This is a genomic window from Streptomyces sp. NPDC026538 (genome assembly GCF_055567535.1).
Genome location: NZ_JBVHQG010000002.1, coordinates 1,250,803 through 1,269,077 on the forward strand (window position 1 = coordinate 1,250,803; position 18,275 = coordinate 1,269,077).

Genomic DNA, 18,275 nt, shown 5'->3' on the forward strand with positions numbered 1-18,275 from the left:
ATTAGGGTCCCCTTACTCGTAAGCTGTACCAACCGCTGTCACGCCTTACCCAGCCGTCGGAGACCTCCGTGCCCAGCCCCTATCGCGCCCTGTTCGCCCTTCCCGGCACCAAGGGCTTCTCCGCCGCGGGCTTCGTCGGCCGGATGCCACTGTCCATGATGGGCATCGGCGTGGTCACGATGATCTCCCAGCTCACCGGCCGGTACGGCCTCGCGGGCGCGCTCTCGGCCACCATCGCGCTCGCCGCCGCCGGGGTCGGCCCGCAGGTGTCCCGGCTGGTCGACCGGTACGGCCAGCGCCGTGTGCTGCGCCCCGCGACCCTGCTCGCGCTGGCGTCGGCGGCCGGACTGCTCTTCGCCGCGTACTACGGGTGGCCGGACTGGGTGCTGTTCGTCTGCGCCGCCGGGATCGGCGCGGTGCCGAGCCTGGGTGCGATGATCCGGGCCCGCTGGGCCGCCCTCTACCGGGGCACCCCGCAGCTGCACACCGCCTACTCGTTCGAGTCCGTCGTCGACGAGGTCTGCTTCATCTTCGGGCCGATCATCTCCATCGGCCTGTCCACCGCCTGGTTCCCGGAGGCGGGGCCGCTGCTGGCCGCCTGCTTCCTGGCCGCCGGCGTCCTCTGGCTGACCGCCCAGCGCGCCACCGAGCCCGCACCGCACCCGCGTGAGCACCACACCCGCGGTTCGGCGCTGCGCGCGCCCGGCCTCCAGGTGCTGGTGGCGACCTTCGTGGCCACCGGAGCGATCTTCGGGGCGGTGGACGTGGTGACCGTCGCCTTCGCCGACGAACGCGGCCACAAGGGCGCCGCGAGCGTGGTCCTGGCCCTGTACGCGGCGGGCTCCTGTCTGGCCGGGGTGGTCTTCGGACTGATGCGGTTCGCGGGGAAGCCGGAACGCAGGTGGCTGCTGGGCGTATGTGCGATGGCCGTGAGTATGATCCCCCTCCTACTGGTCGGAAACTTGCCGCTTCTGGCCGTGGCGCTGTTCGTTGCGGGCCTGTCCATCGCACCGACGATGATCACGACGATGTCCCTCATCGAAAAGCACGTACCTCGCGCGAAGCTCACCGAGGGAATGACCTGGGTGAGCACCGGCCTCGCGGTCGGGGTGGCGCTCGGCTCCTCGGTCGCCGGCTGGGTGATCGACGCTGCCGGGGCCCGCGCCGGGTACGGGGTTCCGGCCGTGTCCGGGGCCGTCGCGGTCGCGGTCGGTTTCCTCGGGTACCGCCGGCTCAACAGGCCGGTCACGGGTCGGGGAGGCACCGTTGAGCAGTACAGCGAGCGGGAAGAACGGCACGTGGCGTAACTGGGGAGGGACGGTCACCGTCAGTCCCGCGCGGGAGGTCACACCCGCCTCCGTGGACGAGCTGGCCGCGGCCGTACGACAGGCGGCGGAGGACGGCCTGAAGGTGAAGGCGGTCGGCAGCGGCCACTCCTTCACCTCGATCGCCGCGACCGACGGCGTCTCGATCCGCCCTCAACTGTTGACCGGGATCCGCAATATCGACCGTAAGGCCATGACCGTCACGGTCGAGGCCGGCACCCCGCTCAAGAGACTCAACATCGCCCTGGCCCGCGAGGGCCTGTCGCTGACCAACATGGGCGACATCATGGAGCAGACGGTCTCCGGGGCCACCAGCACCGGTACCCACGGCACGGGCCGCGAGTCCGCCTCGCTCGCCGCCCAGATCCGGGAACTCGAACTGGTCACCGCCGACGGCTCGGTGCTCACCTGCTCCGAGAAGGGGACCGAAGAAGAACGTGCGATCTTCGCGGCCGCGCGGATCGGTCTCGGCGCGCTCGGGATCGTCACCGCGATCACGTTCGCCGTGGAGCCGCTCTTCCTGCTCTCCGCGCGGGAGGAGCCGATGCCCCTGGACCGGGTCCTCGCCGAGTTCGACCAGCACTGGACCGAGAACGAGCACTTCGAGTTCTACTGGTTCCCGCACACCGGCAACACCAACACCAAGCGCAACAACCGCAGCGCGGGCCCGCTGCAGCCGGTGGGGCAGCTGGCCGGCTGGTTCGAGGACGAGTTCCTCTCCAACGGCCTCTTCCACGGCGTGCAGTTGCTCGGCCGCGCGGTGCCCGCCGTCGTACCGACGGTCGCCCGGATCTCCAGCAGGGCGCTGTCCGCGCGGTCGTACACGGACATCCCCTACAAGGTCTTCACATCCCCGCGTCGGGTGCGCTTCGTGGAGATGGAGTACGCCGTGCCGCGCGAGGCCCTGGTGGACACGCTGCGGGAACTGAAGGCGATGGTCGACCGTTCCGGTCTCAGGATCAACTTCCCGGTCGAGGTCCGCACCGCCCCGGCCGACGACATCGCCCTGTCCACCGCCTCGGCCCGGGACAGCGCCTACGTCGCGGTGCACATGTTCCGGGGCACCCCGTACCAGGCGTACTTCACCGCCGCCGAGCGCATCTTCACCGCGCACGAGGGCCGTCCGCACTGGGGCAAGGTGCACACCAGGGACGCGGAGTACTTCGCCAAGGCCTACCCCCGGTTCGGCGAGTTCACCGCGCTGCGGGATCGTCTCGATCCGGACCGGCTGTTCCAGAACGACTACTTGCGGAGGGTGCTGGGCCCGTAGCCGAGGACCCGGCGGGCGAGGGGGCCGCACTCGGCTCCCCGCTCACGGACCCGCTCGGGGACGGTGCCGGCGTCGTGGCGCCCTCGCTCGCCGGTGTCCGTGACGCGTCCGGGGACGACGACGGCGACGGGGCCTGCGAAATGCCCGCGCCCTCACCGGAGTTCGGGTCAGGGGAGCCCGAAGGGTCCGAGGGGTCAGCGGGATCCGAGGGGTCCGGCGACTTCGGGGACCCGGTGTCGCCGGTGACGGCGCCGCTGACCGTCGTACCGGAGCCGCCGCTGAAGCTGCCGCCGGAGACCAGTTCGTAGGTCGTGATGCCGGCCATGGCCACCACGAACACCAGGGCCGCCGCGAACACCGGGCGGCGCCAGGTCCGCACCCGGGCGCGGTAGACGGTGCCCGCGGTGAACTCGCCGGGCTCCGGGGGCGCTTGCTCCGGGGGCCGGGGGGCCACCGTCGCGTCGCGCAGCTGTTCACCGGTGCGCTTGAAGAAGTGCTGGAAGAGGGTGCCGCCGCAGGTGGCGATCACACTGACGACGCCGGCGCCGAGGATCGTGCCGTACACCCCTACATAGGACGCGAGTTTGGCGGCCATGACCGCGGCCACGGCACTGCCCGCGACCTGGGGCACGCTGAGGTCGATCCGCCTCGAACTTCCCTTCCCCTCCTCCCCCGCACTGGTCTGGTCACCGGAACCGGGCCTTTCGCGCATTCCCGAACCTTGCCTGCCCTTCCCATACTTGTTCGACCGACTGCATGAGAAAGGGACGTACGAACGAAACCATTAGTTCCGTTTCTGCGGATTGCGTGAAGTACGCCACGTTCAAGATCGCCCGAAGTGGGCAACCGACGGCCGGAGACGGCTCGTTGCCATAATTTGGGCGGCGCGCCAATCCACGCACGTGGCCCGAATGGAGTACTGTTGCGAGCCCTGGGTCCGGTCTCCCGCCAGGGCGTCCGGGGCCTTGCAGGACCGCCGGGAGGGGGCTAGTTGCACAGGGTGACGGAGTTGGTCACTTAGCGTTGCGAATAGGTAACCGTGCCATAACGGCGTACCCGGGCCCGTGCCCGACACGCCGGGCAACTCGGCAAGGTTGTGGCAGGCTGCACCCGGGCAGGCCACACTCGACTAGCGGAAGCAGCGACGCACGTGACGTCGGCAGGCACCACCCGGGAGGTCCCCATGCCCGAACTGCGTGTCGTGGCCGTCTCCAATGACGGCACACGGCTGGTGCTCAAGGCTGCCGACTCTACGGAGTACACGCTTCCGATCGACGAACGGCTCCGTGCCGCCGTACGCGGCGACCGGCCCCGGCTCGGCCAGATCGAGATCGAGGTCGAGAGCCATCTCCGGCCCCGAGACATCCAGGCGCGGATACGGGCGGGTGCGACCGCGGAAGAGGTCGCCCAGCTCGCCGGGATCCCCGTCGACCGGGTGCGGCGCTTCGAGGGTCCGGTACTGGCCGAGCGCGCCTTCATGGCCGAGCGAGCCCGCAAGACGCCGGTACGCCGGCCCGGCGAGAACTCCGGGCCGCTGCTCGGCGAGGCCGTCCAGGAGCGGTTGGTGCTGCGCGGTGCCGACAAGGACACCGTGCAGTGGGACTCCTGGCGGCGCGACGACGGCACCTGGGAAGTCCTCCTCGTCTACCGGGTCGCGAGCGAACCGCACTCGGCGAGCTGGACCTACGACCCGCCCCGGCGGCTGGTCCAGGCCGTCGACGACGAGGCGCGCTCGCTGATCGGCGAGTCCGACGACCTCGCCGTACCGGAGCCCAGCTTTCCGTTCGTGCCGCGGATCGCGCGGCTGCCGCGTGACCGCCCGTTGGACCGTTCCGGCGACCGGGACCGGCCGAGCCTGCCCGCGCAGTCGGCCGAACCGCTCGAGGAGACGGCCGGCGAGCGGGACTCGCTGACCAGCCTGCTGGAGGCGGTACCGAGCTTCCGGGGCGACATGGTGGTCCCGGAGCGCCCGACGGAGGCCGTCCCGGAGGAGCCCGCTCCGGAACCGGCGGCGGAGGAGCCCCCGGCCCCCGCGGCCTCGGCCGGCTCCGCCTACGCGGACGTCCTGATGCCCCGCTCCGTCGGCAGCCACCGCGACCGGCTGATCGGCGCCACCGACCGCCAGGCCGAGGCCGACGGTGTCCGCCCCGGCCGCCGGGCCGCGGTGCCGAGCTGGGACGAGATCGTCTTCGGGACGCGGCGCAAGAAGCAGGAATAGCAGGAGCCGCAGAACCCGTACGACCGTACGAAGAGGGGGCACGCGCGCGTGCCCCCTCTTCTCGTTGCCCTTCTGCCTCCGCCCTACTGCGGGTCGGGGCCGATCGCGACCGGACGGGACGGGTCCGCGGACCACTCCGACCACGAACCGACGTAGAGCGCCGCCGGAATGCCCGCCACGGCCAGCGCCAGCACCTCGTGGGCGGCCGAGACGCCCGAGCCGCAGTAGACGCCCACCGGAGCCGCCGCGGAGGCGCCCAGGGCCTTGAAACGGTCACTCAGCTCCCCGGCGGACAGGAACCGGCCGTCCGGGCCGACGTTCTCGGTGGTCGGCGCGGAGACGGCGCCCGGGATGTGGCCGCCGATCCGGTCGATCGGCTCCACCTCACCCCGGTACCGCTCCCCCGCACGGGCGTCGAGCAGCACACCTGCGCGGGCCAGCGCGGCCGCCTCGTCCGCGTCGAGCAACTCCAGCGCGCCGGGCGCAGGTTCGAAGTCACCCTCGGTCGACTCGGCCGCGTCAGCCGAAAGAGCGCCTTCCCAGGACGGCAACCCGCCGTCCAGGACCCGCACATCCGGGTGACCCGTCCAGCGCAGCAGCCACCAGGCGCGCGCCGCCGCCCAGCCGTGTCCGCCGTCGTACACGACCACCGGGCGGCCCGCCGACACACCCGCACGGCGCATCGCCGCCCCGAAGACGGCCAGGTCGGGCAGGGGATGCCGGCCGCGCTCGCCGGGCGCGGCGGCCAGCTCAGTGTCGAGGTCCACGTAGCGGGCGCCCGGCAGGTGCCCGGCGGCGTACTCGGCCCGGCCGTCGAAGGCCGCGCCGCCCTGCGTGGTCAGCTGCCAGCGCACGTCCAGCAGCACGGGCGGATTCGGCCCGGCCAGGTCGGCGGCGAGTTCGGTTGCGGTGATGATGGCTTCCATGGCCCCATCCTTACGCCAGGGGTGGCCGCATCGTCCAGGTACGACTACTCTGCTCGGCCGGACAGGCTCGATCACCGGGCGTACGGGATCGGGCACATGCTGTACAGCTGATGGACACCCGGCGGCAATCGCCCGGAAACGGACGAGAAACGGCAGATCAGGCATCCTCGCGGCGAAGGCCGCCGCCACCGCCTGGACGCGGGACGCCACGCAGGGTGCGAGCATCGGCACGGAGCGTGCCCGCGGCTGCGGCACAGCCGGTCCGGAGAGCGGAAGCGACACGGCCACCGCGAGGGGCCGAGGAGAGAGTGACGATGACCGAGGTACGGGGATCGGCCGGCCCGAACGGCGGTACACACGCTCGGCGCACGCCCGGCACCCCCTGCTGGGTGAGTCTGATGGTGCACGGCTTGACCGCGACCGAGGAGTTCTACGAGGCCCTGTTCGGCTGGGAGTTCCAGCCCGGGCCGCAGCAGCTCGGCCCCTACGTCCGGGCGCTGCTCGACGGACAGGAGGTCGCGGGCATCGGGCAGTTGCCGCCGGACCGTCAGCTGCCGATCGCCTGGACGCCGTACTTCGCCTCGGAGGACGTGGACCTGACGGCCGAGACGGCCCGGCTGTGCGGCGGCACGGTGGGCGTCGGCCCGCTCGACGCCGCCGAGGCCGGGCGGATGGCCATCGGCTCCGACCCGTCGGGCGCGGTGTTCGGCATCTGGCAGGCCTCGGCCCACCTCGGCACGTCCATCACCGGTGTCCCCGGCACACCCGCCTGGAACGAGCTGCTCACCTTCGAGACCGCGAGCGTCGCCAAGTTCTACGAGGCGGTGTTCGGTTACGAGGAGGAGCCGGTGGTGTCCGCCGACTTCGACTACGTGACCCTGCACGTCGAGGGCCGCCCGGTGGCCGGCATCCACGGGGTCGGTCTCTCGCTGCCGCGGGACCGGGGGCCGCACTGGCTGACATACTTCGAGGTGGCCGACGCGGACGCGACCCTGCGCGAGGTCGCCGAGCTGGGCGGGCAGGTGCTGCAGCCGGCCCGGGACAGCGCGCACGGGCGGGTCGCCACGGTGGCCGACCCGGAGGGCGCGGTCTTCTCCGTGATCGAGAGCCCGCGCTGAGTCAGCCGTGACGGGCAGGACGTCCGGGGAGTCAGGTCGTGACGGGCAGGACGTCCGGGGAGAGGGCCGCCGCGTGGGCCGACGCGGCGGTCATCCGGCGCCGGTGGTGGCGGCGGCACAGCACCTCGTAACCGACCTTCCCGGCCGACTCGTTGACATCGCCCACGACCACCTGGGCACCCTCGACGACCATCTCGCCGCCCACCGTACGGGCGTTGTGGGTGGCACGGGCGCCGCACCAGCACAGGGCCTCGACCTGGAGCACCTCGACCCGGTCGGCCAGCTCCACCAGCCGCTGGGAGCCGGGGAACAGCTTGGAGCGGAAGTCGGTGGTGATGCCGAACGCGTAGGCGTCCAGTCCCAGATCGTCCACCACGCGCGCGAGCTGGTCGATCTGCTCCGGCACCAGGAACTGCGCCTCGTCGGCGATGACGTAGTCCGCGCGGCCGCCCTGCGAGAGATGGTCGACCAGGTACGCGTACAGGTCCTGGCCGTCCTCGACCTCCACGGCGTCGGTGACCAGGCCGAGGCGGGAGGACAGCTTGCCGTGACCGGCGCGGTCGTCACGGCTGAAGATCATGCCGACGAGACCGCGGGCCGACCGGTTGTGCTCGATCTGCAGAGCCAGGGTCGACTTCCCGCAGTCCATCGTTCCGGAGAAGAAGACCAGCTCGGGCATGGGGAGTTGAACACCTTTCGGAGAGGTGGGACGAGGGGCGCTAGGAGCGTACTTCGAGCAGCGGGACGAGCTGCTCGACGGGGGTCATCGAACCGTGGTTGCCGACCATCGCCGACTCCTTGGGCTCCCGCTCGGAGGCGATGATCAGGACGTCGTCGTGCGCGGCCGCGACCACATCACCGATCCGCTCGTACACCCGTTCGTCGAACCGGTCCGGCGGGCCGAACCAGCCGGCCGCGATCGCCTCGTCCCGGGAGGCCACCCAGAACTGCTCGCCGAGCACCTCGCGCCAGCAGGTCAGCACGTCGCTCGCGGCGCCGGGGACCGCGTACACGTGCCGTGCCCGGCCCTCGCCGCCGAGCAGGGCGACCCCGGCCCGCAGCTCCCAGTCCTCGTCGAAGTCGATGCGGTGCTGCTCGTCGAACGGCACGTCGAGCATGCCGTGGTCGGCGGTGACGTACAGCGCGCTGCGCGGCGGGAGCTGCTCGGCGAGCCGCTGCACCAGCCGGTCGACGTGCATCAGCTGACCGCGCCAGGTGTCGGAGTCGACGCCGTAGCGGTGCCCGGCACCGTCCAGCTCGGCGTAGTACGTGTACACCAGGGAGCGGTCGGCGGCGGCCAGTTGCTCGGCGGCGAAGTCCATCCGCTCCTCGCCGGTCAGCCGGCCGTGAAACGTTCCGCCGCTGAGCGCCACCTTGGTGAGCGGGGTGCGCTCGAAGGTCGGGGAGGACACCTGGGCCGAGTGCACGCCGGCGTCGGCGGCGAGCTGGAAGACGGTGGGGTACGGCTGCCAGGCGGCCGGGTCGCTCCACGGCTGCCAGCGCAGCTGGTTCATCAGCTCGCCGGTGGCGGGGTTGCGGACGGTGTAGCCGGGCAGGCCGTGCGCGCCGGGCGGCAGGCCGGTGCCGACGGAGGCGAGGGAGGTGGCGGTGGTCGCCGGGTAGCCGGCGGTGATCGGCCGTCCGGTGCCGCCGCGTGAACTGCCGAGCAGCGAGGCCAGGAAGGGCGCCTCGTCCGGGTGGGCCCTGAGCTGCTCCCAGCCCAGACCGTCGACCAGGAAGACGCAGTTCCGGTCGGCCGCGGTCAGTTCCGTGATCGACGCGGTCATTCCGGGTACGGCCATCCCGGCGGCCAGGGTGGGCAGCAGGTCGGCGAGGGAACCGCTGCCGTACTCGGGCAGCGGCGCGGAGCCGAGGGCGAGCGGTTCCGGATGGTCCCAGGCGGCGTACGCCATCAGTGCGTGACGTCCGCGGTCGCCTCGGAGATGGCCTGGGCGAAGGCGAGCGCCTGGCGCACCGTCTCCGGGCCGTCCCCCGCCTCGCTGACGCGCAGGCTCAGGTCGTCCGCCGTGGAGTTGCCCGTGTAGCCGTGGTCGGCCTCGCAGTTGGGGTCGCCGCAGGCGGCGGGCTCCAGGTCGATACGGGAGACGGCACCCCAGCCGATGGTCAGCACGATCTCGCGGGGCAGGGTGCCCGGCGTGTACTGCTCCGGGTTGGCCACCACCCGGCTGACCACGACCGACGAGATCCGGCCGAGCTTGACCGACTCCGTCGAGGTGGTGGCGTACGGCGTCGGGGAGGTGCTGTCGGCGGCCTGCTCGTCGGTGTGGCTCACGATGAAGCGGTTGCCGGTGAGGACGAGCACGGTCACATGCCGCCGCACCTCGTTCTGGTCGAACGTCGTCTCCTGGTGGACCAGGTACGACCGGATCGGCTCACCGCCCACGGCGGCCTCCACCGCCTCGGCCACGAGGGCCGGGTAGTAGCCGCTGCGCTCGATCGCGACGCGCAGCCCCTGGGTCGTCGTACTGGTCTTGGCCATGGCGTCCATCCTAATCCGTGGGCAAGGGGGGTCCGGGCCAGTCGACGCACCCTGGTCGAAAGCCACCACGGGGGCGGGTGTTCGCCGCGGTCAGTAGGCGGGCAGGGTCCGCGGGCCCAGGTCGTCGCGGGCGGGCGGCGGCGCGAGGCGGACGGTGGCACCGAGGACGCTGACGCCGTGCCGGGCGACCACGACCGGTTCCAGGGTGACCGCCACCACCTCGGGATGGTCGTCGACCAGTCTGGAGACGCGCAGCAGCAGTTCCTCCAGGGCGGGCGTGTCGACGGGGGTCGAGCCGCGCCAGCCGAACAGCAGGGGGGCGGTTCGGATCGACCGCACCAGCGAGGTCGCGTCCCGGTCCGTCACCGGGACCAGCCGGTGGGCCGTGTCCCCGAGCAGCTGCGAGGCGGCCCCGGCCAGCCCGAAGGACAGCACGGCCCCGGCCGCCGGGTCGATCACGGCCCGTACGACGGTGTCGACACCCCGGGGTGCCATCCGCTGCACCACCGGGCGCAGCTCCTGCGGCGGCCCGAACAGCTCGGTCAACTCGGCGTACGCCCGGCGCAGTTGCTCCTCGTCCGCCAGGTCGAGCCGTACCCCGCCCAGGTCGGCGCGGTGGCGCAGGTGCGGGGCGGTGGCCTTCAGGGCGACCGGGTAGCCGAGGTCGCGCGCGGCCACGGCGGCGGCCTCGGGGGTGGGGGCGGGCAGCGCGCGATGCACGGCGACGCCGTACCTGCCGAGGAGCGCACAGGTCTCCTCGGTCCCGAGGTTGAGCCCCTCCCCGCGCTCGAGCAGCGCGCCGATCAGCTCGGCGGCCCCCTTCTCGTCGATGTCGTCGTACTCGGGCACCTTCCCGGGATCGGCGGCCTCCCGCCGCCACTGCGCGTACTTCACGGCTTCGGCCAGTGCCCGGACGGCACGCTCGGCGGCGGGGTACGCGGGGATCAGCCGGGAGCAGGGGTGCGGGGCGGGCGACTGGACCGCCTCGGTGACGGCGGCGGGGGGTGTCCGGACGGCTCCCGCGGCGGACGAGGGCGCGCCCGGTCGTGCGGTCGCGTTGGTGGGCGACGTGCCCGGTCGCGCCGTTGCCGCGCTGGAGGGCGGCTCGGTGCGCGGCGGCTCGGTGGAGGGCGGCTCGGTGGAGGGCGGCTCGGCTCCCGCCTCCGTCGGTGCGGGGCGGAACCGGTGGGCACCGCTGGAGGCGCCGGGTGCCATGACCTGCGTCTGCGGTGCGGTGCGGCCCGCGGCCGAGAGCGCCTCCGCCAGCCCCCCGAGCTCCACGTGCACCACCAGCACCGGCTTCCCGTGCGCCCCCTCGGCCGCCGACCGCAGGGCCTCCGCCAGCTCCGCGTCCCCGACCGCCCCCTCCCCGATCGTCGGGATGGCCGTGACGACCACCGCGTCGCAGGACTCGTCCGCCAGCGCCTCCGACAGCGCCCGGTGGAAGTCCGCGGGGGTCGCCGTGGTCGTCAGGTCCAGCGGCGGCGCCGGCCGCAGCCCCTCCGCCAGACAGCGGTCGTAGGTCAGCAGCCCGAGCGATTCGGAGTTCCCGAGGATCGCCACCCGGGGCCCGGCCGGCAGCGGCTGCCGGGCGAGCAGCAGCCCCGCGTCGACCAGCTCCGTGATCGTGTCGACGCGGATCACCCCGGCCTGCCGGAGCAGCGCGGACACCGTGGCGTGCGGCAGCCGCGTGGCCCGTACCGCGTGCCCCTGCGGCGCCGAACCTGCGCTCTGCACCACCACCAGCGGCTTCGCCGCCGCCGTACGCCGCGAGAGACGGGTGAACTTGCGCGGGTTGCCGATGGACTCCAGGTACATGAGGACGACATCGGTCTCGGCGTCGTCGTACCAGTACTGGAGGACGTCGTTGCCGGAGACGTCGGCGCGGTTGCCGGACGACACGAAGGTGGACACGCCCGTGGTGCCGGTGACGCCGCCGCCGCGCCGGTGCAGCCGGGACAGCAGGGCGATCCCGATGGCACCGGACTGGGCGAAGAGGCCGATCCGGCCGGGGCGGGGCATCTCGGGCGCGAGGGAGGCGTTCAGGCGTACGTCGGCGGCGGTGTTGATGATCCCGAAGGCGTTCGGCCCGATGATGCGCATGCCGTACGTGCGCGCGTGCCGGACGAGTTCGCGCTGGCGTTCGCGGCCGTCCGGGCCGCTCTCGGCGTACCCGGCGGAGAGGACGACGAGCCCCTGGACGCCGTGCTCGCCGCAGTCGGTGACGGCGTCCGGGACCTGCTCGGCGGGTACGGCGACCACGGCGAGGTCGACCGGTCCGTCGATGTCGCGCACGGAGCGGTGCGCGGGCACCCCGTCGACCTCCTTGAGGTCCTCGGGGAAGGCCTGGTTCACGGCGTGCAGGCGGCCGGTGAAGCCGGCGTCCCGGAGGTTGCCGAGGACGCTGCGGCCGACACCGCCGGGCGCTCGGCCGACGCCGATCACGGCCACCGAACCGGGGGTCAGCAGCCGTCGTACCGAACGGGCCTCCGCCCGCTGCTCCCGTGCGCGCTGGACGGCGACCGAGCGGTCGGTGGGCTCCAGGTCGAACTCCAGGCGGACCACGCCGTCCTCGAAGCTGCGCTGCTGGGTGTAGCCGGCGTCCGTGAACACCTTGATCATCTTGCTGTTGGCGGGCAGCACCTCGGCGGCGAACCGGCGGATACCGCGCTCCCGCGCGACGGCCGCGATGTGCTCCAGGAGGGCGGAGGCGACGCCCCGGCCCTGGTGGGCGTCCTGGACGAGGAAGGCGACCTCGGCCTCGTCGGCCGGCGCGGAGGCGGGCATACCGTCGGCGCCAATGCGGTCATAGCGTACGGTGGCGATGAACTCGCCGCCGATGGTGGCCGCGAGTCCCACCCTGTCCACAAAGTCGTGGTGCGTGAAGCGGTGGACGTCCTTGGCGGAGAGCCTGGGGTAGGGCGCGAAGAAGCGGTAGTACTTCGACTCGTCCGAGACCTGCTCGTAGAAGCTGACCAGGCGGTCGGCGTCATCAACGGTGATGGGCCGGACGCGCGCGGTACCACCGTCGCGCAGCACCACGTCCGCCTCCCAGTGGGAGGGGTACGCGTGCCCGTCCTGTCGGTCCGCCGGGGTCTGCATGGGCCCCAGAGTACGGCTCGCGTCCGACAGTGGCGCGAGGCAGTCTGTGGAGGACGGAAGCCGGACCGAGGCCGCGGTCCGGCGACACACCCGGAGGGACTTACGTCAGCTCCGGGCATGCTTCACGATATGGGAAACTGGTCTAGACAACCCTGAACACCGAAGGGCAGCATCACATGGCTGAGCGCCGCGTCAACGTCGGCTGGGCCGAGGGCCTCCACGCCCGCCCCGCTTCCATCTTCGTCCGAGCCGCCACGGCCGCAGGCGTCCCGGTGACGATCGCCAAGGCCGGGGGCAACCCCGTCAACGCGGCCTCCATGCTGGCTGTCCTGGGCCTGGGCGCCCAGGGCGGCGAGGAGATCGTCCTCGCCTCCGACGCCGAGGGCGCGGACGCCGCCCTCGACCGCCTGGCCAAGCTGGTCGCCGAGGGTCTCGAGGAGCTCCCCGAGACCGTCTGAGCGCCACAGCGCCCGCACGACCGAGACCGCGCCACTCCTCCGGGGGGGCGCGGTCTCGCCGTTCCCGCCGTGCCGTCACCCGGAGATCCCGCCGTGGTGTCCCCCGGAGCCGGTCTTCATGAACGGCCACCCTTTATCGGGAGCCGGACTTTGCACCGGGCATAGTTAATTCCGCACAGGGCACACCGAAGGCGCACCGTCGGAAATTCCGGGCGCGCACGAAATAAGGACGGCGGAGCCCGCGAGAGGGCAACGGAAATACTGCTCCACCGAATAACTCCTCTTTGTATACGGTGCCCGTGTTAATGCCGCAGGCCCGACATGTTTACGGGATGTTGCGAAGTCCTCACACCGTTGGCCCGGTCCGTGCCGCCGGAAAAGCGCAGCCGGTGCGAGACCGCGGACCGCTCGGTGTGCAGCGCGGTGATCGCCCGCGCGCGCTCGCTGTCGCCGCGCGTCACCGCGTCCACGATGGCGCCGTGCTCGGCCCAGGACTCCACGGGGTTGGCGGGGGCGTCGACGGCGTACATCCAGGCGATCTTGTGCCGCAGCTGGGTGAGTGTCGAGGTCAGGGCGTGGCTGCCGGTGGCCTGGGCGAGTGTCTCGTGGAACCAGCCGCCCAGGGAGCGCAGGTCCTCGCTGCCGCCCCGACGGGCCCGTTCCTGGCCCAGCCTGACCAGTCCGCGCAGCACCTTGAGGTGGGCCTCGGTACGGCGCTGGGCGGCCCGGGAGGCGCCGAGCGGCTCCAGGAGCAGACGCATCTCCAGCAGGTCGGCGGCCTCCTGCTCGGTCGGTTCCGCGACGCACGCGCCCGCGTGCCGGCGCGTCACCACGAAGCCCTCGGCCTCCAGGGTGCGCAGGGCCTCGCGGACGGGGACGCGCGAGACGCCGTAGCGACGGGCCAGGAGTTCCTCGGTGAGCCGGCTGCCGCGCTCGTAGACACCCGCGACGATGTCGTCGCGGATGGCTGTGCATACCGAGTGCGCCGGAATACGCATGTCCGACCTCCGCCTTAATCCCCGTGAAACGCCGCCGAGTGGCGTCCGTTCCGTGACTCTATTGCAATGAGCGGGAATTTCCGACGGGGGCCCTGAATCCATGCATATTTTTTGGACACCGGGGTCACGAAAACGACGAAAGCCCCGGCTCGGGGGCCGGGGCTTCGGGGCTCTCGCCGTTGACGTCACATGTTCGTCGGCGTGCTCGGGTCAGACGTTCACGCCGTGCTTGCGGAGATAGGCGACCGGGTCGACGTCCGAGCCGTACTCAGGGGTCGTGCGGGCCTCGAAGTGGAGGTGGGGGCCGGTCACGTTGCCGGTCGCGCCGGAGAGGCCGATCTGCTGGCCCGGGGTGACCTTCTGGCCCACCGAGACGCCGATCGACGACAGGTGACCGTACTGGGTGTACATGCCGTCGGCCATCTTGATGACGATCTGGTTGCCGTAGGACCCGCCCCAGCCGGTGGAGACCACCGTGCCGGTGCCGGCCGCGTGCACCACCGTGCCGGTGGCGGCGTGGAAGTCGATGCCGGTGTGGGCGCCGGAGGACCACAGGGAGCCGCCGGTCTTGTACCCGGTGGAGACGTACGAGTCGGAGATCGGCGCGACGAAGGCGTTGAGGCGCTTGCGTTCGGCTGCCCGCGCGGCGCGCGCCTCGGCCTCGCGCTCCTTCTTGGCCTTCTCCGCGGCCTTCTTGCGCGCGGCCTCCTCGGCCGCCTTGCGCTCGGCGGCGGCCGTCTGCGCGGCGGCCTGGGCGTCGATCTGGTCGGCGACCGAGTCGCTGACCGTGATCACTGGAGTGAGGCCGGTCTGCTCGACGGAGTTCTCCGCGGCGAGCGCCGGGGCGGCCGAGACGGTGCCGATGACACCCGTGGTGGTGAGGGCCGCGATGCCGACGGCCTGCGCGGTGGTGCGCTTCACCCGGCCGGGGCGACGATGCTTCCCGGAGGCGCACATGAACGCCATGTAGAGGCTGGTCCTTTCCTTCCCTCTCGCCTACCGGGTTAGCTGACGGGTTCGGAGCAGGAAGGTCTCCTACGGGCCCCCTCGCGGCTCGCGCGGGCGCCCGATTCACCCCAGGGACTGCATGGGTCCCCGGCTCCCCTAGCTCGCGCCGTACGGGGACTCGGCGATGACTGTCCGGTGCCGCGGGCGCGGCGCACTGCCTGACGGACAGTCCGGAAGAACCTACGAGGACGCCCTCGCCCTGCTCAAACGGATCATGGTTTTTGTCGCGCATCCCACAGGGCAGACAGGCAACCTCCGCCCCAATTCGGACATTCGGCGGCCCTGGTGACGTGACGGTCACCAGGGCCGCTGCACGCGCGCGTGCCGCTCGTCCGGCCGCGCTCCCTGCTGCGCCGCTTGCTCCGGCCGGCCCCCTCCGCCTACTCGGCGGCGACGACCGTCACTTCGCCGATGCCGAGGGCCTCGACCGGCTCCTTGATCTGCGCCGCGTCGCCGACGAGGACGGTCACCAGGTGGTCGACCGGGAAGGCGTTCACGACGGCAGCGGTGGCCTCCACGGTGCCCGTGGCGGCCAGTTGCCGGTAGAGCGTGGCCTGGAAGTCGTCGGGCAGATGCTGCTCGACCTGGTCGGCCAGGGTGCCGGCGACGGCCGCCGCCGTCTCGTACTTGAGCGGCGCCACGCCCACCAGGTTCTGCACGGCGACGTCGCGCTCGGCGTCCGTGAGGCCGCCGGAGGCGAGGGTGCGCAGCACCGTCCACAGGTCCTGGAGCGCCGGGCCGGTGTTCGGGGTGTCCACCGAGCCGCTGATGGCGAGCATCGCGGCGCCGCTGCCGTCGGGGGCGGACCGCAGGACCTGCCCGAAGGCGCGGACGCCGTAGGTGTAGCCCTTCTCCTCCCGCAGGACGCGGTCCAGGCGGGAGGTGAGGGTGCCGCCCAGGCAGTAGGTGCCGAGCACCTGGGCGGGCCAGACGCGGTCGTGCCGGTCGGCGCCGATGCGGCCGATGAGCAGCTGCGTCTGGACGGCTCCGGGGCGGTCCACGATGACGACACGGCCGGTGTCGTCGGCGGAGACCGGGGGCACCGGCCGGGGCTGGGCGGTGGAGCCGCGCCAGGCGCCCAGGGTCTCGCCGAGCAGTTCGTCCAGGTCGATGCCGGTGAGGTCGCCGACGACGACCGCGGTGGCGGTGGCGGGGCGGACATGCCGGTCGTAGAACGCGCGTACGGCGGCCGCGTCGATCTTCTCGACGGTGTCCTCGGTGCCCTGGCGCGGTCGGGACATCCGCGCGGTCGACGGGAAGAGCTCCTTGTAGAGCTGCTTGGCGGCCCGGCGGCTGGGGTTGGCCAGCTCGTGCGGGATCTCGTCGAGGCGGTTGCGGACCAGCCGCTCGACCTCGCTGTCGGCGAAGGCGGGCGCCCTGAGCGCGTCGGAGAGCAGCCCGAGTCCCTTGGCCAGGCGGGAGGCCGGAACCTCCAGGCTGAGCCGGACACCGGGGTGGTCGGCGTGGGCGTCCAGGGTGGCGCCGGCCCGCTCCAGCTCGGCGGCGTACTCCTCGGCGGAGTGCTTGTCGGTGCCCTCGGAGAAGGCGCGCGCCATGATCGTGGCGACGCCGTCCAGGCCGGCCGGCTCGGCGTCCAGAGGCGCGTCCAGGAGCACCTCGACGGCGACGACCTGCTGGCCGGGCCGGTGGCAGCGCAGCACGGTGAGACCGTTGTCCAGGGTGCCGCGCTGGGGGGCCGGGAAGGCCCAGGGCCGGGCGTCGCCCGGCTGGGGCTGCGGGTGGAAGTCCATGGTGGCGAGCTCGGTCACTTGGCCGTCTCCTCGTCGTCGTGCTCGGCGGTGGCGGCCTCGACCGTGGCCTCGGCCTCGGGGTCCTCGGGTACGTCGGCGTCCTCGACCGTCTCCGGGGACTTGGGCTCGTAGACGAGCACCGCGCGGTTGTCCGGCCGCAGCCGGGCCTTGGCGACCTCCTGGACCTCCTGCGGGGTCACCGCGAGGACGCGCTGGACGGCGGTCAGGGCGAGCTGCGGGTCACCGAACAGGACGGCGAACCGGCACAGTTCGTCCGCGCGGCCCGCGACGGTCCCCAGCCGGTCCAGCCACTCGCGCTCCAACTGGGCCTGGGCGCGCTCCATCTCCTCGGGCGTGGGGCCCTCCTCGGCGAACCGGGCGAGCTCCTCGTCGATGGCGGTCTCGATGACCGGCACCTCGACGTCGCCGGAGGTCTTCACGTCCAGCCAGCCCAGGGAGGGCGCACCGGACAGGCGCAGCAGGCCGAAGCCGGCGGCGACGGCCGTACGGTCGCGTCGTACGAGGCGGTTGTAGAGGCGGGAGGACTCGCCGCCGCCGAGGACGGTGAGGGCCAGGTCGGCCGCGTCGGACGCGCGCGAGCCGTCCTCCGGGAGCCGGTAGGCGGCCATCAACGCGCGCGCGGGCACCTCCTCCACGACGACCTCGCGCAGCTGCTCGCCCATGATGTCGGGCAGCGAGCCGTCGCGCGGGGCGGGCTTGCCGTCGTGCGCCTGGATGGAGCCGAAGTACTTCTCGACCCAGGCGAGGGTCTGCTGGGGGTCGATGTCGCCGACCACCGACAGAACCGCGTTGTTGGGCGCGTAGTACGTACGGAAGAACGCCCGCGCGTCCTCCAGGGTGGCCGCGTCCAGGTCCGCCATCGAGCCGATCGGCGTGTGGTGGTAGGGGTGGCCCTCCGGGTAGGCGAGCGCGGTGAGCTTCTCGAAGGCGGTGCCGTAGGGGACGTTGTCGTAGCGCTGGCGGCGCTCGTTCTTGACGACGTCCCGCTGGTTCTCCATCGACTCGTCGTCCAGGGCGGCGAGCAGGGAGCCCATGCGGTCGGCCTCCAGCCAGAGGGCGAGCTCCAGCTGGTGGGCGGGCATGGTCTCGAAGTAGTTGGTGCGCTCGAAGCTGGTGGTGCCGTTGAGCGAGCCGCCGGCACCCTGGACGAGCTCGAAGTGGCCGTTGCCCTTCACCTGGGCGGAGCCCTGGAACATCAGGTGCTCGAAAAGGTGAGCCAGGCCGGTACGTCCCTTGACTTCGTGCCGGGAACCGACGTCGTACCAGAGGCAGACCGCCGCGACCGGGGTCAGGTGGTCCTCGGAGAGCACCACGCGCAGACCGTTGGCCAAGCGGTGCTCGGTCGCTGTCAGGCCTCCGGAGCCTGTCTCGGCCGTGGTCGTGTGACCCATGGGCATGTACGTCCCTTCACTCGCGTCACTCACGTCACCCGCGGAAGCGGTCTCGGACCGCGGTTTTTCTGCCAGTCCTGCCACTGTATGCAAGCGTGCCGGGACTGGGCGAAGTTCCCGCACCACGTACGCCCACAGCGGATCGCGTAGCCTGCGTCCGACTCGCTCCCGAACGCCTCCGAGGCACCG

The 18,275-nt window shown here is 72.3% G+C and carries 15 protein-coding genes and 1 riboswitch; of the genes, 5 read left to right on the top strand and 10 right to left on the bottom strand.

Going from position 1 to position 18,275, the window contains the following annotated elements; all coding sequences use genetic code 11:
* Nucleotides 1-68 precede the first annotated feature (68 nt).
* Together ACZ4N4_RS12520 and ACZ4N4_RS12525 are read left to right on the top strand one after the other, a co-directional pair.
* On the top strand, nt 69-1,307 hold the full coding sequence (locus ACZ4N4_RS12520; RefSeq protein WP_467587436.1) for an MFS transporter: 1,239 nt from the start codon (nt 69-71) through the stop codon (nt 1,305-1,307).
* Nucleotides 1,267-2,595: a D-arabinono-1,4-lactone oxidase gene (locus tag ACZ4N4_RS12525; protein WP_467587439.1), complete on the top strand. Its 1,329-nt coding sequence runs from the start codon at nt 1,267-1,269 to the stop codon at nt 2,593-2,595. The genes ACZ4N4_RS12520 and ACZ4N4_RS12525 overlap by 41 nt, the downstream gene beginning before the upstream one ends.
* On the opposite strand, the gene ACZ4N4_RS12530 is transcribed toward ACZ4N4_RS12525, so the two are convergent.
* A complete protein-coding gene (locus ACZ4N4_RS12530; RefSeq protein WP_467587441.1) occupies nt 2,519-3,307 on the bottom strand; it encodes a hypothetical protein in 789 nt (262 codons plus the stop codon). The genes ACZ4N4_RS12525 and ACZ4N4_RS12530 overlap by 77 nt on opposite strands.
* Nucleotides 3,308-3,778: 471 nt before the next feature.
* Between ACZ4N4_RS12530 and sepH the strand changes: the two genes are divergently transcribed.
* A complete protein-coding gene (gene sepH, locus ACZ4N4_RS12535; protein WP_453565835.1) occupies nt 3,779-4,813 on the top strand; it encodes a septation protein SepH in 1,035 nt (344 codons plus the stop codon).
* 83 nt (nt 4,814-4,896) lie between these two features.
* Here sepH and ACZ4N4_RS12540 read toward each other — a convergent pair whose 3' ends face one another.
* Entirely contained in the window at nt 4,897-5,739 is an 843-nt protein-coding gene (locus ACZ4N4_RS12540) for a sulfurtransferase (protein ID WP_467587444.1), read from the bottom strand.
* A gap of 314 nt (nt 5,740-6,053) precedes the next feature.
* Between ACZ4N4_RS12540 and ACZ4N4_RS12545 the strand changes: the two genes are divergently transcribed.
* On the top strand, nt 6,054-6,857 hold the full coding sequence (locus ACZ4N4_RS12545) for a VOC family protein (protein WP_453565829.1): 804 nt from the start codon (nt 6,054-6,056) through the stop codon (nt 6,855-6,857).
* 31 nt (nt 6,858-6,888) lie between these two features.
* On the opposite strand, the gene ACZ4N4_RS12550 is transcribed toward ACZ4N4_RS12545, so the two are convergent.
* The 4 genes from ACZ4N4_RS12550 to ACZ4N4_RS12565 all read right to left on the bottom strand — a co-directional run bounded on the left by ACZ4N4_RS12550 (nt 6,889) and on the right by ACZ4N4_RS12565 (nt 12,459).
* Nucleotides 6,889-7,536, bottom strand: a complete 648-nt coding sequence (locus ACZ4N4_RS12550) for a thymidine kinase (RefSeq protein ID WP_467587446.1) — start codon at nt 7,534-7,536, stop codon at nt 6,889-6,891.
* Nucleotides 7,537-7,576: 40 nt separating this feature from the next.
* Nucleotides 7,577-8,770 (bottom strand): alkaline phosphatase family protein, encoded by a 1,194-nt coding sequence (locus tag ACZ4N4_RS12555; protein WP_453565827.1) that lies wholly within the window; start codon nt 8,768-8,770, stop codon nt 7,577-7,579.
* Nucleotides 8,770-9,366, bottom strand: a complete 597-nt coding sequence (locus ACZ4N4_RS12560) for a DUF5998 family protein (protein ID WP_352225937.1) — start codon at nt 9,364-9,366, stop codon at nt 8,770-8,772. Before ACZ4N4_RS12560 ends, ACZ4N4_RS12555 begins: the two co-directional genes overlap by 1 nt.
* 81 nt (nt 9,367-9,447) lie before the next feature.
* Complete coding sequence (locus ACZ4N4_RS12565; RefSeq protein WP_467587449.1) at nt 9,448-12,459, bottom strand: bifunctional acetate--CoA ligase family protein/GNAT family N-acetyltransferase; 3,012 nt, start codon at nt 12,457-12,459, stop codon at nt 9,448-9,450.
* 176 nt (nt 12,460-12,635) lie between these two features.
* On the opposite strand from ACZ4N4_RS12565, the gene ACZ4N4_RS12570 reads away from it, so the two are divergent.
* Nucleotides 12,636-12,917 (top strand): HPr family phosphocarrier protein, encoded by a 282-nt coding sequence (locus ACZ4N4_RS12570; RefSeq protein ID WP_030563197.1) that lies wholly within the window; start codon nt 12,636-12,638, stop codon nt 12,915-12,917.
* A 302-nt stretch (nt 12,918-13,219) separates the two neighbouring features.
* Here the strand turns inward: ACZ4N4_RS12570 and ACZ4N4_RS12575 are convergent, their stop codons facing one another.
* From ACZ4N4_RS12575 to ACZ4N4_RS12590, 4 genes are all read right to left on the bottom strand, one after another.
* Nucleotides 13,220-13,915 (bottom strand): GntR family transcriptional regulator, encoded by a 696-nt coding sequence (locus ACZ4N4_RS12575; protein ID WP_351709601.1) that lies wholly within the window; start codon nt 13,913-13,915, stop codon nt 13,220-13,222.
* Nucleotides 13,916-14,125: 210 nt separating this feature from the next.
* Nucleotides 14,126-14,881 carry a M23 family metallopeptidase gene (locus ACZ4N4_RS12580; RefSeq protein ID WP_453565821.1) on the bottom strand — a complete coding sequence of 252 codons (756 nt, stop codon included), beginning with the start codon at nt 14,879-14,881 and terminating at the stop codon, nt 14,126-14,128.
* A 12-nt stretch (nt 14,882-14,893) separates the two neighbouring features.
* A riboswitch (cyclic di-AMP (ydaO/yuaA leader) is annotated at nt 14,894-15,057 on the bottom strand.
* Nucleotides 15,058-15,303: 246 nt separating this feature from the next.
* Complete coding sequence (locus ACZ4N4_RS12585; protein WP_453565818.1) at nt 15,304-16,692, bottom strand: M16 family metallopeptidase; 1,389 nt, start codon at nt 16,690-16,692, stop codon at nt 15,304-15,306.
* Complete coding sequence (locus tag ACZ4N4_RS12590) at nt 16,689-18,092, bottom strand: M16 family metallopeptidase (protein WP_467587452.1); 1,404 nt, start codon at nt 18,090-18,092, stop codon at nt 16,689-16,691. Before ACZ4N4_RS12590 ends, ACZ4N4_RS12585 begins: the two co-directional genes overlap by 4 nt.
* Nucleotides 18,093-18,275: the final 183 nt, after the last annotated feature.

Coding starts and splice junctions, on each gene's coding strand:
- ACZ4N4_RS12530 (WP_467587441.1), bottom strand. CDS start 3,307: ATGCGCGAAAGGCCCGGTTCCGGTGACCAGACCAGTGCGGGGGAGGAG.
- sepH (WP_453565835.1), top strand. CDS start 3,779: ATGCCCGAACTGCGTGTCGTGGCCGTCTCCAATGACGGCACACGGCTG.
- ACZ4N4_RS12540 (WP_467587444.1), bottom strand. CDS start 5,739: ATGGAAGCCATCATCACCGCAACCGAACTCGCCGCCGACCTGGCCGGG.
- ACZ4N4_RS12545 (WP_453565829.1), top strand. CDS start 6,054: ATGACCGAGGTACGGGGATCGGCCGGCCCGAACGGCGGTACACACGCT.
- ACZ4N4_RS12550 (WP_467587446.1), bottom strand. CDS start 7,536: ATGCCCGAGCTGGTCTTCTTCTCCGGAACGATGGACTGCGGGAAGTCG.
- ACZ4N4_RS12555 (WP_453565827.1), bottom strand. CDS start 8,770: ATGGCGTACGCCGCCTGGGACCATCCGGAACCGCTCGCCCTCGGCTCC.
- ACZ4N4_RS12560 (WP_352225937.1), bottom strand. CDS start 9,366: ATGGACGCCATGGCCAAGACCAGTACGACGACCCAGGGGCTGCGCGTC.
- ACZ4N4_RS12565 (WP_467587449.1), bottom strand. CDS start 12,459: ATGCAGACCCCGGCGGACCGACAGGACGGGCACGCGTACCCCTCCCAC.
- ACZ4N4_RS12570 (WP_030563197.1), top strand. CDS start 12,636: ATGGCTGAGCGCCGCGTCAACGTCGGCTGGGCCGAGGGCCTCCACGCC.
- ACZ4N4_RS12575 (WP_351709601.1), bottom strand. CDS start 13,915: ATGCGTATTCCGGCGCACTCGGTATGCACAGCCATCCGCGACGACATC.
- ACZ4N4_RS12580 (WP_453565821.1), bottom strand. CDS start 14,881: ATGGCGTTCATGTGCGCCTCCGGGAAGCATCGTCGCCCCGGCCGGGTG.
- ACZ4N4_RS12590 (WP_467587452.1), bottom strand. CDS start 18,092: ATGCCCATGGGTCACACGACCACGGCCGAGACAGGCTCCGGAGGCCTG.